Source organism: Methylobacterium haplocladii (genome assembly GCF_007992175.1).
Taxonomy (GTDB): Bacteria; Pseudomonadota; Alphaproteobacteria; order Rhizobiales; family Beijerinckiaceae; genus Methylobacterium; species Methylobacterium haplocladii.
On record NZ_BJZT01000037.1, the window covers coordinates 18,331 to 35,703 of the forward strand.

The 17,373-nt window shown below is 68.1% G+C and carries 13 protein-coding genes; 9 read left to right on the plus strand and 4 right to left on the minus strand.

Annotation, left to right across the window (positions count from 1 at the left end):
- Positions 1-41: 41 nt before the first annotated feature.
- The 8 genes from MHA02_RS16775 (at position 42) to MHA02_RS16810 (ending at position 11,524) form a co-directional block, all read left to right on the plus strand.
- Positions 42-3,212, plus strand: coding sequence for an efflux RND transporter permease subunit (locus MHA02_RS16775; protein WP_147080728.1), 3,171 nt, complete (start codon positions 42-44; stop codon positions 3,210-3,212).
- Positions 3,213-3,238: 26 nt separating this feature from the next.
- The gene (gene copM, locus MHA02_RS16780) at positions 3,239-3,625 is read left to right on the plus strand and encodes a CopM family metallochaperone (RefSeq protein WP_147080730.1); all 387 of its coding nucleotides are present in this window, start codon (positions 3,239-3,241) and stop codon (positions 3,623-3,625) included.
- 468 nt (positions 3,626-4,093) lie between these two features.
- Positions 4,094-4,555, plus strand: a complete 462-nt coding sequence (locus MHA02_RS16785) for a c-type cytochrome, methanol metabolism-related (protein ID WP_147080850.1) — start codon at positions 4,094-4,096, stop codon at positions 4,553-4,555.
- Between the two features lie 147 nt (positions 4,556-4,702).
- Positions 4,703-5,191 carry a (2Fe-2S)-binding protein gene (locus MHA02_RS16790; RefSeq protein ID WP_147080732.1) on the plus strand — a complete coding sequence of 163 codons (489 nt, stop codon included), beginning with the start codon at positions 4,703-4,705 and terminating at the stop codon, positions 5,189-5,191.
- Complete coding sequence (locus tag MHA02_RS16795; RefSeq protein ID WP_147080734.1) at positions 5,188-6,246, plus strand: FAD binding domain-containing protein; 1,059 nt, start codon at positions 5,188-5,190, stop codon at positions 6,244-6,246. Before MHA02_RS16790 ends, MHA02_RS16795 begins: the two co-directional genes overlap by 4 nt.
- Positions 6,239-8,482: a xanthine dehydrogenase family protein molybdopterin-binding subunit gene (locus MHA02_RS16800; protein WP_147080736.1), complete on the plus strand. Its 2,244-nt coding sequence runs from the start codon at positions 6,239-6,241 to the stop codon at positions 8,480-8,482. The genes MHA02_RS16795 and MHA02_RS16800 overlap by 8 nt, the downstream gene beginning before the upstream one ends.
- Before the next feature lie 751 nt (positions 8,483-9,233).
- The gene (locus MHA02_RS16805; RefSeq protein ID WP_147080738.1) at positions 9,234-9,941 is read left to right on the plus strand and encodes a carbonic anhydrase; all 708 of its coding nucleotides are present in this window, start codon (positions 9,234-9,236) and stop codon (positions 9,939-9,941) included.
- A gap of 14 nt (positions 9,942-9,955) precedes the next feature.
- Positions 9,956-11,524, plus strand: coding sequence for a SulP family inorganic anion transporter (locus MHA02_RS16810; RefSeq protein WP_147080740.1), 1,569 nt, complete (start codon positions 9,956-9,958; stop codon positions 11,522-11,524).
- Positions 11,525-11,599: 75 nt separating this feature from the next.
- Here the strand turns inward: MHA02_RS16810 and hflX are convergent, their stop codons facing one another.
- The 4 genes from hflX to MHA02_RS16830 all read right to left on the minus strand — a co-directional run bounded on the left by hflX (position 11,600) and on the right by MHA02_RS16830 (position 17,196).
- Positions 11,600-12,994, minus strand: a complete 1,395-nt coding sequence (gene hflX / locus MHA02_RS16815; RefSeq protein WP_147080742.1) for a GTPase HflX — start codon at positions 12,992-12,994, stop codon at positions 11,600-11,602.
- Between the two features lie 93 nt (positions 12,995-13,087).
- Positions 13,088-13,345 (minus strand): RNA chaperone Hfq, encoded by a 258-nt coding sequence (gene hfq / locus MHA02_RS16820; protein WP_147080744.1) that lies wholly within the window; start codon positions 13,343-13,345, stop codon positions 13,088-13,090.
- Between the two features lie 216 nt (positions 13,346-13,561).
- Entirely contained in the window at positions 13,562-14,932 is a 1,371-nt protein-coding gene (ntrX, locus tag MHA02_RS16825) for a nitrogen assimilation response regulator NtrX (protein WP_147080746.1), read from the minus strand.
- Entirely contained in the window at positions 14,929-17,196 is a 2,268-nt protein-coding gene (locus tag MHA02_RS16830) for a sensor histidine kinase NtrY-like (RefSeq protein WP_373318383.1), read from the minus strand. The genes ntrX and MHA02_RS16830 overlap by 4 nt, the downstream gene beginning before the upstream one ends.
- Between MHA02_RS16830 and MHA02_RS22720 the strand changes: the two genes are divergently transcribed.
- Positions 17,144-17,359, plus strand: a complete 216-nt coding sequence (locus MHA02_RS22720; protein WP_238180391.1) for a hypothetical protein — start codon at positions 17,144-17,146, stop codon at positions 17,357-17,359. The two genes, MHA02_RS16830 and MHA02_RS22720, sit on opposite strands and share 53 nt — an antisense overlap.
- Positions 17,360-17,373: the final 14 nt, after the last annotated feature.

A 17,373-nucleotide genomic window follows, 5' to 3' on the forward strand; every position in this document is an offset into this window, starting at 1 on the left:
GACGCCAACGCTTTAGCGTGCAAGTGCGGAAGCAAACCCTGATGTTCGCCTTCCTCGTCCGCGCCGCTCTGCTGAACCGCGTCCTCGTCCTCGCCCTCTGCGCCGCCGTCGTTCTCGGCGGCGGCTTCGCGCTCACGCTGCTGCCTGTCGACGTTCTGCCCGACCTGAACCGGCCCACCGTCACGGTGATGACGGAGGCGGACGGCTATGCGCCGCGGGAGGTCGAGCAACTCGTCACCTATCCCATCGAGACCCGGATGAACGGTCTGCCCGGCGTCAGCCGCGTGCGCTCGGTCTCCGGCGTGGGGCTTTCCATCGTCACGGTGGAGTTCGACTGGGAGACCGACCTGTTTCGCGATCGCCAATTCGTCGCCGAAAAGCTCGCTCTCGTGCGCAGCGAACTGCCGGCGGGCGTCGAGCCGACCATGGGGCCGGTGGCCTCGATCATGGGCGGCATCCTGCTTGTCGCCCTGACCGGCGAGACGGCGACGCCAATGGCGCTACGCGAAACCGCCGACTTCACCCTGCGGCCGCGTCTGCTCTCGATCCCCGGCGTCGCGCAGGTGATCCCGATCGGCGGCGAGGTCCGCCAGTTCCGGGTTAACCCGAACCCGGCCGCGATGCGCTTGCTCGGCGTGACCAATCAGGGCCTCGCCAACGCACTCGCCGGCTTCGGCACCAATGCCGGCGGCGGCTTCGCCGACAGCAGCGCCCGCGAGATCCTGATCCGCAACGTCGGCCGCACGCTCAGCCTCGACGATCTGCGCAACGTCGTGATCCCGACCGGCGCGCAGGGCGCTACCCAGGCGGCCGACCTGCCTGGCACCGGCAATCCGGCGGTCGAGGGCCGGGTGCATCTTCGCCAGGTCGCCGAGGTGGCCTACGCGGCCAAACCCCGTCGGGGTGACGCCGGCTACATGGGCAAACCCTCTGTGATCCTCTCCGTCGAGAAGCAGCCGGGCGTGGACACGGTGCGCCTCACCGAGAGTGTCGAGGCGGCGCTGAAGGAGATCGGCCCGAGCCTGCCCGCCGGCATCAACGCCCAGAAGATCCTGTTCCGGCAGGCCGACTTCATCGAGACCTCGCTCGGCAACGTCGAGCGGGTGCTGCTGGAGGCCGTCGCCGTGGTCGCGCTGGTGCTGTTCGCCTTCCTGATGAACGCGCGCACGACGCTGATCTCGCTGACCGCGATCCCGGTCTCGATCCTCGCCACCGCCCTGGTCTTCAAGGGCTGCGGGTTGTCGATCAACACGATGACGCTCGGCGGCCTCGCCATCGCCATCGGCGAACTCGTCGACGACGCGGTGGTCGACGTCGAGAACATCCATCGCAGACTCCGCGAGAACCGGGCCGCCGGCTCGCCGCGCTCGGTCTTCGATGTGGTGGTGGCGGCATCGAGCGAAGTGCGCTCGGGCATCGTCTACGCCACGGCGATCATCGTGCTGGTTTTCGTGCCGCTCTTCGCGCTGTCGGGCATCGAGGGCCGGCTGTTCGCGCCGCTGGGGCAAGCCTACATCGTCGCGATCCTGTCGAGCCTTCTGGTCTCGGTGACGCTGACGCCGGTGCTGGCGTCTTATTTGCTGCCGAGAATGAAGAGCCTCGCCAACCACGAACCGCGGCTCGTGCGCGGGCTCAAGGCCAGCTACGCGGTGCTGCTCCGGGGGACGCTCGCGCATCAGCGCCTGTTGATCGTGGCAACCGTGCTCGCCGTGGCGGCCGCAGGGATCGGCGCGAGCCGGTTGCCGCGGGCGTTCCTGCCGGCCTTCAACGAGGGCTCGTTCACGATCAACCTCACCTTCCGGCCGGGGATCTCGCTCGCCGAGAGCGCCCGTGTCGGGGCGATCGCCGAACGCCTGCTGCTCGACGTGCCCGAGGTGCGTGCGGTGGGCCGCCGGACCGGCCGGGCCGAGCTCGACGAGCATGCCGAGGGTGTCCACTCCTCCGATCTCGAGGTGCGGATGAGCCCGGGCGGCCGCGCCCGCGAGGCCGTGGTGACGGACCTGCGCGATAGGCTGGCGGTCCTGCCGGTCTCCGTGAATATCGGACAACCGATCTCGCACCGGCTCGACCACATGCTCTCGGGCGTCCGGGCCGAGCTCGCGCTCAAGCTGTTCGGCGACGATCTCGATACCCTGCGCAGCAGCGCCGAAGCCTTGCGCGAACGCATCGCCAAAGAGGTTCCGGGGCTGCACGACCTGCAGGTGGAGCGGCAGGTCCTGATCCCGCAACTCGACATCCGCGTCGATCACACCCGCGCCGCTCTCTACGGCGTCTCGCCCTCCAGCGTCGTCGAGGCGATCAGCCGGCTCGCCAACGGCCGCACGGTCTCGACCATCGCCGACGGCCCGCGCCGCTTCGACGTGACGCTGCGGTTGCCCGAAGCCCGGCGCACGCCCCAGGCGCTCGGCGACCTCCTGGTCGAGACGCCGTCCGGCTGGGTGCCGGCCCGCGAGATCGCCGACATCCGCGAGACCGACGGGCCGAACCAGATTCTTCGCGAGAATGGACGGCGGCGCATCGTCATCCAGGCCAATTCCGACGGCCGCACCGACATGACCGCCATCGTCGCCGGCATCCGCGGTGTGCTCGACGGCGCTCGGCTTCCGCAGGGCGTCAGCGCGACCCTCGAGGGGACGTATCAGGCGCAGGGCGAAGCCGCGCGGACCATTTTTCTCCTCTCGCTCGTTTCACTGGCCCTGGTCTTCGCCCTGCTGCACGGCCGCTACCGCTCCGTCGCACTGACCCTGATCATCATCGCGAACGTGCCGGCGGCCATGATCGGCAGCGTGGCGGCATTGTGGATTGCAGGGCTGCCGGTCTCGGTGGCGTCGATGATCGGCTTCGTCACGCTCACCGGGATCGTCGCCCGCAACGGCATCCTCAAGATCAGCCACATGCTGAATCTCGCGGCCCGCGAGGGGATCGCGCTCGGACCTGCCCTCGTCGTGCGGGCGAGCCTCGAGCGGATGACGCCGGTGCTGATGACGGCCCTCTCGGCCGGAATCGCGCTGGTGCCGCTCCTCGTCGACGGCACCGCGCCGGGCAAGGAAATCCTCCACCCGGTGGCCGTCACCATCTTCGGCGGCCTGGTGAGCGCGACGCTGCTCGATGCCGTGCTCACCCCTGTCTTGGTCCTGCGCTTCGGCCGCCGCGCCTTCGCCGGGCTGAAGACGGAGCCGCAGCCGGCCGGCGCCCTGCGCGAAGCCTACTGATCCCACCTCACGCGACGAGAACCCGCATGCACAAAGCCTCCGTCCTGACAGCTTTCGTCCTCGCGTCAGCCCTCACCGCGGCGGTCGCCCTCGCGGAGGGCGGCCACCACCACGACCATGCCATGCCGGAGGCCAAGACCACCGACACGCCGGCGACCAAGGCGTTTCGCGAGGCCGATGCGCAGATGCACAAGGATATGGCCATTCGCTATTCGAACGACGTCGACCTCGACTTCGTCCGCGGAATGATCCCGCATCACCGGGGCGCCGTCGCCATGGCGAAGGTCGCGCTGGCGCATTCGCAGAACCCGGAGATCCGCAGGCTCGCCGAAAAGATCGTCAAGGCGCAGGACGTCGAGATTGCGCAGATGCAGGATTTCCTGAAGCGCCAGCAGACCTCGCCGGGGCGCTGATTGCTCGACCGCAAGCGGCCGGCGCCGGCCGGCCCCAAAACCGCGTCGAGCACGACATCGAAGCCTGCAATCGATCGTAGCGCAGCGCCGACATCGAACGGCTGATCACCGCCTGAAGCAAAAGCTGCACTGCAAAATTTCCGAGGGGATCGAATGTTGCGCCGAACGGAAACTCTAAAGTTGCACCGCAATATAAAGCAGAGAATTAGACTGTATCATACCGGACAAACAGACTAGAATTTCTCGAATTCGAGTTTGCGCTGCATCCTTATGCGGACCTCAGAGTTTCCCCCGTGCGGCCGAACGCCACGGCCATGAAGCGACAGGCCCTGCCACGGCGATCGGAATCGATGCCGTCTCTCGGACGCTGATCGCCAGAACAGGGAGAACGCCTTGAGACACGGACAGCCCCAAAAATTACGGAAGCTCGCTCTGCTTGCAGCCTTCGCGGCGGCGTCGGGGCTGGCGATGAACGCGGCCCATGCGGAGCCGAAAAAGCCGGCCAAGACGGAAGACGGCAAGTATCTCGATGCCGACGGCCATCCGACCTACAACATCTCCGACGAGGGCAAGAAGGTCGATTGGCTGACCTATTCGGGCTACCGGCGCTATCACGCCGAGTGCCACACCTGCCACGGCCCCGACGGTGCCGGCTCGACCTATGCGCCCGCCCTCGCCGAATCGCTGAAGACACTGACCTACGACAAGTTTCAAGAGACGGTGATGGGCGGCAAGCAGGACGTGAATGCGTCCGAGAACAAGGTCATGCCGGCCTTCGGCGGCAACAAGAATGTAGCCTGCTACGTCGACGACCTCTACGTCTACCTCAAAGCCCGTGCCGACGATGCCTGGGGACGCCAGCGCCCCGGCGGCCACGAGGACAAGCCCGGCTCAATTGCCGAAGCCGAGAAGGGCTGTCTCGGCAGTTGATATCTCCTCGACGGGCGGGTCTTGGTGACCAGCCCGTCGGCCTCGCTTGAACTCGGTCGCGCGACCGGCAGTCGCGGCGGCCCTACCCGGCATCGCCGGGCGGGCTATCTGTAACGCTTCCAGAGTGAAGCGGGACAGACGCCCGGCATGACCATCCCCTTGTCCCTGACCATCAACGGCACGCGCCGCGAAATCGCCCTCGACGATCCTCGCGTGACCCTGCTCGACCTGCTGCGCGAGCGCCTTCACCTCACCGGTTCGAAGAAGGGTTGCGACCGCGGCCAGTGCGGGGCGTGCACCGTCCTCGTCGACGGGCGGCGGATCAATGCCTGCCTCCAGCTGGCAGCGAGCCTCGACGGCGCGGAGGTGCTGACCATCGAGGGCTTGGCGGAGGGCGATGCGCTGCATCCGGTGCAGGCGGCCTTCGTCGAGCATGACGGCTTCCAGTGCGGCTTCTGCACGCCCGGCCAGATCATGAGCGCGGTGGGGCTCATCCGTGAGGCGCAGGCGGGCGACGATCCCGAGCGGATCCGCGAGGCGATGAGCGGCAACCTCTGCCGCTGCGGCGCCTATCTCGGCATCACCGAGGCGGTGCGCGACGCGCAATCCCGCATGAACCAGGGAAACGCCGCATGAACCGCTTCGACTACGTCCGTGCCGGATCGATCGCCGAGGCAATCGCGGCCGCCTCCGAGCCCGGCGCCGCGTATCTCGCTGCGGGTACCAACCTGCTCGATCTGATGAAGGGCGGCCTCACACACCCGACCCGCCTCGTCGACGTCACCCGCCTTCCCGGGCTCGACCGGATCGAGCGGCTGCCGGACGGCGGTGTCCGGGTCGGCGCGCTGGTGCGCAACGCCGACCTCGCCCACGATGCGGACTTCGCCAGGGCCTATCCGTCGGTGGCCGAGGCGCTGCTGTCGGGGGCGTCGGCCCAGCTGCGCAATGCGGCTACGACTGCCGGCAACCTGCTGCAGCGCACCCGCTGCCCATACTTTTACGACCCGGCCAGCGCCTGCAACAAGCGCGAGCCGGGCGCCGGCTGCGAGGCGCTAGGCGGCGAGACGCGGGGCCATGCGATCCTCGGCTGGAGCGAGCACTGCATCGCCACGCACCCATCCGACTTCTGCGTGCCGCTCGTCGCCCTCGATGCGGTGGTGGAGATCGAAGGCCGAGCCGGCAGGCGCGAGGTGCCGCTCGAAGCCTTCCACCGCCTCCCCGGCGACACACCCGAGCGCGAGAGCGTGCTGGAGCCGGGCGAGCTCGTTACCGCTGTGCGCCTGCCGGGCGAGGCCGCCGGCTTCGCCGCGCACAGCCGCTACGCCAAGGTCCGGGAGCGCACCTCCTACGCTTTCGCCCTGGTCTCGGTCGCCGCCGCGCTGCGCCTCGACGGCGGGCGGATCGGCGAGGCCCGCATCGCGCTCGGCGGCGTCGCGCTGAAACCGTGGCGGGCACGGGAGGCGGAAACGGCCCTGGTCGGGGCCGCGCCGGACGCGGCGGCCTTCCGCCGGGCGGCCGATGCCGCGCTAGCCGGCGCGAGACCCTCCGGCGACAACGCCTTCAAGATCGAACTCGCTCGCCGGCTGATCGTGCGCGCGCTGACGCTCGCGACGGCGGGCACGCCGGAGCGCATGCCCGCCCTGCCGGCCTCCGTCTTCGCCCCCGCTTCGGGAGACCCGCTCCATGCCTGAGACCGCAGTCACGCGCATTCGCCACGGATCGAGCATCGGCCAGCCGCTGACGCGGCGCGACGGCCTGCTCAAGGTGACGGGCGCGGCAACCTACGCCGCCGACAACCATCCCGAGGGCCTGCTGCACGCCGTCATGGCGGTCAGCGCGATCGCGCGAGGCCGCGTCACCCATCTCGACGTGGCGGCGGCCGAGGCGCACCCCGGCGTCGTCGCGGTGATGCGGCCGGAGAACGCGCCGAAGCTCGCGCAACACCCGGACAAGAAAGACAACCCCTTCGCCTTTCGGCTCGACCTGCTGCAGGACGCGAACGTCCGCTACGCCAACCAGCCGATCGCCGTCGTCATCGCCGAGACCGTGGAGGCCGCGACCGAGGGCGCCCGGCTGCTCGCGCCGCGCTACGAGGCGGAAGCCGCGCGCACCGCGCTCGATACGGACACGCCCTTCGTACCGCCCGCCGTCGGGGCCGGCGAAGAGCCGAGCGCGAGCACGGGCGATGTCGAGGCTGGCCTGACCGCGGCAGCCCGCCGGATCGAGGTCGCCTACGAGACGCCGTCTCAGTACCACAACGCCATGGAACCTCACGCTATCGTCGCCGCCTGGGACGGCGACCGCCTGACCCTGGACACGCCGAGCCAGGCGCTGGCGATGGCGCAGGGCCGCATCGCCGGCCTGTTCGATATCGATCCGAAGAACATTCTGATCCGCTCGCCCTTCCTCGGCGGCGGCTTCGGCTCGAAGGCCGGTGCGGCCGGGCCGCAGGTGCTCGGCATCATGGCGGCGAAGCTCGCCGGGCGGCCTGTGAAACTCGTCACGCGCCGGGAGCAGATGTTCGGCCCGGTCGGCCATCGCGCACAGACCCGCCAGACCCTTCGAATGGGGACCGACGGCGAGGGCCGGCTGACGGCGCTCGAGCATCGGACGCTGACGGCGTCGAGCACCTACGACGACTTTTTCGAGCCCAGCGGTGGCGTCTCGCACACCCTCTACGCGAGCCCGAACATCTCCGCGACGCACGAGGCCGTGCGCCTCGACATCGGCACGCCGATGTTCATGCGTGCGCCCGGCGAAGCCTCGGGCAGCGCCGCTCTCGAGAGCGCGGTCGACGAAATGGCGGAAGCCTGCGGCATGGACCCGCTGGCATTTCGCCTGAAGAACTATGCGGAGATCGAGCCGATCTCCGGCAAGCCGTTCTCCTCCAAAGCACTTCGCGAATGCTACGCACAGGGCGCCGAGCGCTTCGGCTGGGGCTCGCGAAATCCGGCGCCGCGCTCGATGCGCGACGAGGCCGGCCTTCTGGTCGGCTGGGGCATGGGCACCGCGACCTTCCCCGCCCTGATGATGCAGGCCGAGGCACGGGCGATCCTGCGCGCCGACGGCAGGGGCGCGATGCTCATCGGCGCGCACGATATGGGCCAGGGCGCCTGGACGGCGCTCGCCCAGATCGCCGCCGACAGCCTCGGGCTCGATCTCGACGCGGTCACCTTCGAGATGGGCTCGTCGGACCTGCCGAATGCCGGCATCGCCGGCGGCTCGGCCCATACCGCCACGGCCGGCTCGGCGATCCACGAGGCGGGACGCGCCGTGATCGCGCAGCTCGCCGACCTCGCCACCAACGACGAGGCCTCGCCACTGTTCGGCGCCGGCAATGCCGGCGTGATCGCCCGCGACGGGAGCCTGCTGCGCCGGGACGACGAGAGCCGCGGCGAGCGTTTTTCGGAGATTCTTGGCAGAGCCGGGCGCGCCGAGATCGTCGCCACGGCCAAGTCCGCGAGCGATCCAGCGGCGCGCGACCACTACGCCATGCACGCGCACGGCGCGGTCTTCGCCGAAGTGAAGGTCGATCCCGAGCTCGGCCAGATCCTCGTCAGCCGTCTCGTTGGCGCTTTCGCTGCGGGCCGGATCGTGAATCCGCGCCTCGTGCGGAGCCAGTATTACGGCGGCATGATCTGGGGCGTGTCCTTCGCGCTCCACGAACACGCGGTCACCGATGCCCGGTCGGGGCGGATCATGAATGCCAGCCTCGCCGAGTACCACGTGCCGGTGAACGCCGACGTGCCGTCGATCGAGGCGATCCTCGTGGAGGAGGACGATCCCCACGTGAATGCGCTGGGCATCAAGGGCGTCGGCGAGATCGGCATCACGGGCACGGCCGGCGCCATCGCCAACGCGATCTTCCATGCCACCGGCATCCGCGTGCGCGAATTCCCGATCACGCTGGACCGCCTGCTCGGCTGAGGGCGGTTCGAACAAGTGCCGATCGATCGCTTCGGTCTCCGGTGCGCCAATCCTCGACCCTTGAGGAGGTGGCCGCGGAGGGGACGGAAGGTGCGGCGTTTCCGATTGCGCTCGGCGCTGCCAACTCCACCACGCTTCGCGCGGTCCCCCTCGCCCAGCGGGCGAGGAGAGGCGCGGCGTGCGCTGCGCAGATCTGACACTACCTGAACGATACAGCTAGCACGGCATTCCGGCGGTGCCGGTCGGAATTTCATCCCTCACGATCCGTTGTCCGCTGCAGAGGCGTGCGCTTTGGCACGCAACCGGACCGATCTCGGGATTAAACCTCAAGTATATCGAGGTGCGGTTTCGCACTTAACCTTGAGATATACGTCGCTATACACCGGAGCACACCGAAAGACTTTGTGCCGGGGCAGCGACTGTCATGGAAGCCTGAACCGATCCTGCGCTTCATCGTCGTGCGCGCTCCCGAGGGCGAAGACCTTCGGCGGCCTGGCGCCCGCATGGCAACGCTGAACGGGGCGCGCGGCACGTTCGCCGTCCCGGGATGGAGGCAGCGCGGACATCGTGCGCCGAAGAACTGATGTCGCCTGCGACCGAACAGGATCGGTCGTGCGCGTTCGATTCTCGGTCGGATCGGCGCCTACAAAGTCTTTCGATACGTCCTGAACCTCTGCAATCGCTCCATCGTCTATGACGGGTGTTGCGAATGCGGCCGATCCAGCTTCCATTCGAGACGACGAGGGCCATTGTGGACAATATCATCCAAGGGATATCGAACTTTCGCGGCAATATATTTCCCGGCCAGCAGAAAGTCTACGAACAGCTCGTGCGCGACGGGCAGCAGCCGTCGGCTCTCATCATCGCCTGTGCCGATTCCCGCGTCTCGCCGGAGCACATCACCCAGTCCGGTCCCGGCGATCTCTTCGTCTGCCGCAACGCCGGCAACATCGTACCGCCCTACTCCCAGCAGAACGGCGGCGTCTCGTCGGCCATCGAGTATGCGGTCGTGGCGCTCGGCGTTCGCGACATCGTCATCTGCGGCCATTCGGATTGCGGCGCGATGAAGGGGCTGATGATGCCCGAGGCGCTGGAGAGGATGCCGAACGTCGCTGCGTGGCTGAAGCACAGCCAGGCCGCGAGCCGGATAGTCTGCGAGGCCTATCCCGCCGACATGGACCCGAAGGATCGGCACCGCGCCCTGGCCTTGGAGAACGTCGTCGTCCAGCTCAGCAACCTGCGCACGCATCCAAGCGTCGCCTCCGGCCTCGCCAAGGGGCAGCTGCGCCTCCACGGCTGGTTCTTCGAAATCGAGAAGGGCACCGTGCTTGCCTATGACGGCGAGGACGGTCGCTTCGTGGCGATCGAGGAGAATACCGAGATCAAGGTGGCGCAGGCGCCCTCGGTCAGGGTCGCCGCTCCGGAATACGCCGGCCCGATGTCCGTCGCGGCCGAATAAGGACGAAGCACCCGATGCCTCAGTCGCTTTCGCGGATCCTGCCTGCGTCGCTCTCGCGGGATCTACCGTCCTCCTTCGTCGTGTTTCTGGTGGCGCTGCCGCTGTGCATGGGGATCGCCATCGCCTCGGGCGTCCCGCCCGAGCGCGGACTGATCACGGGCATCATCGGCGGTCTCATCGTCGGCATGCTCGCGGGCTCGCCGCTCCAGGTCAGCGGCCCGGCTGCCGGCCTTGCGGTAATCGTCTTCGAGTTCGTGCGGGAGCACGGCATCGGCATGCTCGGCCCCGTGCTGGTGGTCGCCGGCGCTATCCAGATCATCGCCGGGGCGCTCCGCGTCGGCGGTTGGTTCCGGGCGATCTCGCCCGCCGTGGTGCACGGCATGCTCGCCGGCATCGGCGTGCTGATCGTGCTCGGGCAGATCCACGTCCTCACTGACGCTCTGCCGCAGGCGAGCGGCCTCGACAATCTGGTCGCTATCCCCGCCGCCTTCTTCGACTTCGTGCAGGGCGAGGGCAACAAGACCGGCGCCGTGATCGTCGGCCTGTCGACCATCGTCGCCATGCTCGGATGGGAGAAGATACGCCCGACACGACTGAAGATGCTGCCGGGCGCGCTCGTCGGCGTGGTCGCGGGCACGATCGTCAGCGCCGTCGCCGGTCTCGCCGTGAAGCATGTGGACGTGCCGGAGGCGATCCTCTCGACACTGGCGTTGCCGGCCACGGGCGATTGGGGCCGGCTCTCCGAGCCCACCATGATCGTCATGGCCCTGACGCTGGCGATCATCGCCAGCGCGGAGAGCCTGCTCTCGGCCGCTGCCGTCGACCGGATGCATGACGGCCCGCGCACTCAGTACAACCGCGAACTTGGCGCGCAGGGCGTCGGGAACATGCTCTGCGGTCTGGTCGGCGGCCTGCCGATGACCGGCGTGATCGTGCGTTCCTCGGCGAACGTCCAGGCCGGTGCCGTCACCCGCGCCTCCGCCGTGATGCATGGCGCCTGGATCCTGGCCTTCCTGATGGCCCTACCCTGGGCGCTGGAACTGGTGCCGACGGCGGCGCTCGCCGGCATCCTCGTCGTCACCGGCGTCCGTCTCATCAGCATCGAGCACGCCTTTCACCTGCACAGACGCCATGGCGTCGCCACCGCGGCGATCTGGCTGGTGACCATGCTGACGGTGGTCGGCACCGACCTCCTCACCGGCGTGCTGGTGGGGCTCGGGCTCAGCCTGATCCAGGTGGTTCCGCACCTGCTCAAGAAGGGCCTGCTCAAGATCGAGGGCGGCGCGGCGACCGCCTTCCAGCCCGCCGGCGGTCTCGCCGCGGTCCCCGAGGTCCGGCTCTCGGGTTCGGCGACCTTCCTGCAGCTGCCACATCTCACCGAGGCGCTGGAGCTGACGCCGTCGGGCGGCCCGGTCCGCGTCTCGGCGGACAAGCTGGGCCACGTGGACCATACCTGTCTTGAGATGATCCAGGATTGGGCCTCCCGACGGGCCAAGGCGGGCACCACGTTCGAAGTTGTCGGCGGCTCCGCCGGTCTCAGGGAAAAGCTTTCGGCGGCGCTTCATCCCGCTCCGGCGCACTGACCGAACCGAAACGCAAAAAGAGCCGGCGCGGGGTCACCGCGCCGGCTCTTGTTCGTGTCGGAGCCGCCGAAAGGTTCAGCGTGCCGCGGAACGAATACGGCGCGCGCCCTCGAACCGGTTGAGGAAGCGCGGCTCCTTCTCGGGGGCGATGCGGATGGCGAGATGCATCGTGCCGCCCTCCTCCGACTTGCGGTCGAGCACCTCCGCATTCTCGTAGAGCCAATTCAGCGCAGCACCCTCCTCCGGTCCGAGCTTCACGGCGAAGGTCGAGCGGGCGGTGGCGATGCGCGCCTCGATCCGCGCGGAGAGCGCGTCGAGCCCCTCCCCCGTCAGGGCCGAGACCAGCACCGGGGCGGCGCCTCCGCTCTGGTTGCCGAGATTGGCCAGCCGCGTGCGCTCGCCCTCGTGCAGCAGATCCGCCTTGTTCCAGACCTCGATGATCCGGTCGGCATTCGCCTCGATGCCGAGTTCGCGCAACACCGTATCCACATCCTCGCGCTGCGCCTCGGTATCGCCGTGCGAGACGTCGCGGACATGCAGCAGGATGTCGGCCTCGATGACGTCTTCCAGAGTGGCGCGGAAGGCGGCGATCAGCGAGGTCGGCAGGTCGGAGATGAAGCCCACCGTGTCCGACAGGATGACGGTCTCGCCGTGCGGCAGCTTGGTGGCGCGGGCCGTCGGGTCGAGGGTGGCGAACAGCATGTCCTGCGCCTTCACCTCGGCCTTGGTGAGCGCGTTGAACAGCGTCGACTTGCCGGCATTGGTGTAGCCGACGAGGGCCACGATCGGGTACGGCACCCGCGCCCGGCTGGTACGGTGCAGGCCGCGGGTCCGCGTGACCGAATCGAGATCGCGCTCGATCTTGGTCATGCGCTCCTGGATCTGACGGCGATCCGCCTCGATCTGGGTCTCGCCAGGACCGCCGAGGAAGCCGAAGCCGCCGCGCTGGCGTTCCAAGTGGGTCCACGACCGAACGAGCCGGCTCTTCTGGTAGGAAAGATGGGCGTGTTCGACCTGCAACGTACCCTCGCGCGTTGAGGCGCGCCGGCCGAAGATCTCCAGGATCAGGCCGGTGCGGTCGATGACCTTGGCGCCCCAGGCCTTTTCCAGGTTGCGCTGCTGCACGGGCGAGAGCGCGCAATCGGCCACCACGAGGCCGATCTCCTCGGCCGCGATCAACCCTGCGATCTCCTCGACCCGGCCCTTGCCGAGATAGGTCGAGGGCCGGATGCGCTGGATCTGGACGCTGATCGCCTGCGTCACGTCGAGTTCGATCGCCGCCGCGAGACCAGTGGCTTCGTCGAGGCGCGCCTCGATCGAGCGCGGCGTCTCGCCGGCGCTGGCCGATCGTTCCGCAGCACGGGTCAGATAGGGTCCGACGACCAATGTGCGGGTTGCAGCCGCGATATCGCCTTCGGGCGCGGCCTGACGCCGCAGCCGCGCTTCGCCGGGAGTCAGCGTCTCAGTCATGAAGTCCTCTTGGCATCACGATGACATATCGTGATGCCGATGCCGTTTCGCACGGGGCAGGCCCTTGCAACCGCGAATATGGCGCAGATCGGCTCAGACCTTCTCGGCCGGCGCCGCCTCGTCCGGTTCGAACAACTGCACGGGATGACCCGGCATGATCGTCGAAATCGCGTGCTTGTAGACGAGCTGCGAATGTCCGTCGCGGCGCAGCAGCACACAAAAATTGTCGAACCACGTCACGACGCCCTGAAGCTTGACGCCGTTGACGAGAAAGATCGTGAGCGGAATCTTGTTCTTGCGAACGTGGTTCAGAAAGGTGTCTTGGAGGTTCTGTGCCCGCTCGCCCGCCATTTTTCTTATCCTTTTTTAGTTTGCGCCCACCACTCGGGGTAGGTTCTCTTAATTGGCAACGCGAGTCGAACCATCCGAACCCACAATGCGGGTCTGACTCTCCAGCCGTCTCCATTACAGGGCGAAGCCTCCCACGATGCAAGAGGTTTGCGCTGCGGAAGGCGTCTTCCTGGACCGGTCCACAGCGACGTGGTCCGGTCCTGAACGAAGCGCCGTCTACGGACCGATTCCGAGGGACTTCAACTTCCGGTGGAGCGCCGAACGCTCCATGCCGATGAACTCTGCGGTGCGGGAAATGTTTCCGGAGAATCGCGCGATCTGAGCGATCAGATACTCGCGCTCGAAGATCTCGCGGGCCTCACGGAGCGCGAGGCTCATCAGTTTCTCGCCGCCCGCGCCCGTCGGCGTGGTCGGAACCAGGGCGCCGACCTCGGTGGGAAGCATCTCCGAGGTAACCTCCTGCTCCGGGTCGGTCTGAGTCAGGATCATCAGCCGCTCGACGTTGTTGCGCAGCTGCCGGACGTTGCCGGGCCAGTCGTGAGACTGCAGAACCGCCATCGCATCCTCGGCGATCCGACGGCGCGGCAGGCCGGTGGCGCCCGAGATCTGCTCCATGAAGAAGCTGATCAGCTCGGGCACGTCCTCGCGGCGCTCGGCGAGGGACGGTACGCGGATCGGCACCACGGACAGCCGATGGAAGAGGTCTTCCCGGAAGCGTCCGCCGGCGATCTCCTCGGCGAGATCACGCGAGGACGACGAGATGATACGTACGTCGACATGCACCCGCGTCGTACCGCCGACGCGCTGGAAATTCTGGTCGACGAGGACGCGCAGGATCCGGCTCTGCGTCTCCCGCGGCATGTCGGCGACTTCGTCGATGTAGAGCGAGCCGCCATGCGCTTCCTCCAGCGCGCCGACGCGGCGGGTGCGGCCCTCGCCGGCTTCCACACCGAACAACTCCGCCTCCATCGTGTCCGGGGTGATGGTGGCGGCGTTGATGACCACGAAGGGCCCGCTGGCGCGCGCCGAGGTCGTGTGCAGGGTCCGGGCCGCGAGTTCCTTGCCGGAGCCCGGCGCGCCGGAGATCATCACTCGGGCATTGGTCGGCGCGACGCGGTCGACGGTCTGGCGCAGCTGGTTCACGGCGACCGAGGCGCCGACGATGCGGTTCGTCTGGCCACCGCGGGTCTTGAGGTCGCGCACCTCGCGCCGCAGCCGCGAGGTTTCCAGCGCACGTTCGGCCACCAGGATCAGCCGGTCCGCCTTGAACGGCTTCTCGATGAAGTCGTAGGCGCCCGACTTGATCGCAGCGACGGCGGTCTCGATGTTGCCGTGGCCCGAGATCATCACCACCGGCAGGTCCGGGTGGCCGGCCTTGATCAGGTCGAGCACCTGCAGGCCGTCGAGGCGCGAGCCCTGCAGCCAGATGTCGAGGAAGACGAGGTGCGGCCGACGGCTCTCGATCGAGGCCAGCGCCTCGTCCGAGCCCGAGGCCGTGCGGGTGCGATGGCCCTCGTCGTCGAGGATGCCGGAGACGAGGTCGCGAATGTCGGCCTCGTCGTCGACGATCAGGATATCGGCGCTCATGACTGCATCTCCGCGACGCGGGGCGCGCTGATGACGGCGCCCTCCCTGCCAGTGGTGTTCTTGTGGGGTGTCCGCTCGGACGGTGCCGCCGCACCGGTGCCCGCGTCACGCGAGACGTCGCGCGGCACCTTCATGCGGACCTGACCGCCCCGTCCGTCGGGATTGTCGTTCAATTCGATCCCGCCGCCATGCTCTTCGAGCACCTTGCTGACGATGGCCAGTCCGAGGCCAGTCCCCCCTTCGCGGGTCGTCATATAGGGCTCGAGCAGGCGCTGGCGTCCCTCGGCGGGAAAGCCTTTTCCGTTGTCGGTGACTTCGATCACCGCGAAGTCCTGCTCGACCAGCAAACGCAGGCTCACGCGGCCCTGCCCACCAGCCGCCGTCAGCACGTCCTCGGGCACCGCCTGGACCGCCTCGACGGCGTTCTTGAGGATGTTGGTGAGCGCCTGGGACAGAAGGCGGATGTCGAAGGCCGCCTCGATCCGTTCTTCTTCGCCGACGCCGTCCACCGAGAACGGGAAATCGAAGTCGGGATGCGCGACCCGCATCATGAAGAGGTTCTGCTTGGCGATCTCGGTCAGGTCCTGCCGGGCGATGGCCGGTTTCGGCATCCGCGCGAAGGACGAGAACTCGTCGACCATGCGCTTGATCTCGTCGACCTGCCGCACGATCGTCGCCGTGCACTGGTCGAAGATCTCCTTGTCGACGGTGATCATCTTTCCGTATTTGCGCCGGATGCGCTCGGCCGAGAGCTGGATCGGGGTCAGGGGGTTCTTGATCTCGTGGGCGATGCGGCGCGCCACGTCGGCCCAGGCGGAGGTGCGCTGGGCCGAGACCAGATCGGTGATGTCGTCGAGCGTCACCACGTAGCCGCGCGAGCCGCCCTGGGCCTGCTCGCTGGTGACGCGGACCGCGATGGTGCGCTCGCGGCCATTCCGCTGAAGCTGGATCTGCTGCTGCAACGCGCGCTGGCGACCCTCGCGACCGCTTCCTTCCTCGGGAAACAGCGAGGCGAGCTCCGGCACGGCCTGGGTCAGGGGCACGCCGACGAGTTCGCCGGAGGTGAGGCCGAGGGTGCGTTCCACCGACGGGTTGGCGATGGTGATGATGCCACCGGCATCGACGCCGATCACGCCGGGCGACACGCCCGACAGCACGGCCTCGGTGAAGCGGCGGCGGCGGTCGATCAGTTCGCTCGCAGCGGTCAGCCCGTCATGCTGGCGCCGCAGCTCCTGCGTCATCTTGTTGAAGCTCTCGCCCAGATGGCCGAGATCGCCGTCGTCCCGGCGCGCCGGCACCTGCGCGTAGAAATTACCCGAGGCAACCTGATCGGCCGCGTTGATCAGCCGGCGGATCGGTTCGACGAAGCGGTTGGCGAAGCTCAATCCGAACCAGACCGCCGAGAGCAGCGTGATCAGCGCGATCAGCAGGAAGACCGAGGCGAAGGCGATCTGGATCGAGCGCTTGAGCGAATCGTAGGTGAGGTATTCGGCCGCCGCGGCACGCGACACGCCGGGGAAGTCGATGGCGAGCTGGCTGACCTCGCGCTGCACCAGCAGCACCGCGTTGTCGTAGGCGGGCATCCGCAGCAGGGCGGCGAAGACCCGCCCCTCGTTCGGCAGCAGGCAGATCGGGTCGCTCGACTTCGCCGCATCCTCGAAGGCGGCGGCGGAGGGCAAACGCGTCTGCTTCAGGATGTCGATCTGGGCGCGGGCGACCACGTCGTTCGGGCCGCGCATGATCTTGGCGATCGGCAGGCCGAGCGCCTGGGCGCGCGTGGTCATGAAGCCTTCGAACCACTCGCGATTCACGTCGAATTGCGGCCGGGCTCGAGTCAGGTCGTCGGTGAGGATGCGGATCTCGCGCGCCAGCGACTGGCACTGGTTCTCCTGGTAGGCATCGGCGACCTCGACGGATTTCAGCACCACGTCGCGAACCCGGTCGGTGAAGCCGAGGGACAGGCCGCGGTCGATGGTGATTGAGGCGACGATGGCGAGCAGGATCGTCGGCAGGATCGCGATCAGGCTGAACAAGCCGACGATGCGCGAATGCAGCTGTGCCACCGCCGCATGGGCCTTGCGGGCATGCAAGAAGACCCGCGCTTCCCAGGCGATCACGAAGACGAGACCGAGGACCAGGGCGGCGTTGATGGCCAGGAGCGCCACGCCGGTGGCGGGCTTCGGCGTGACCTTGATCAGGCCGGCGAGCATCATGAAGGTGATGCTTGCCGAGACGAGCGCCGTGGCGACGACGGCCGCCCCGATCCAGCCCGGCCCGCGGGGCGTGGCGGACCCCGCCCCGGCCCTTCCGGCTTCCGCACCGGAGGCGGAACTTTTCCTGATCCATCGCATCAGCGGCATGGCTGATGCAGGGCCACAACAGTGTGGCGAAATTAATACGAATCGCGCCGAAATGCTGCCCGATTGAGCGGGCGGCTGGAA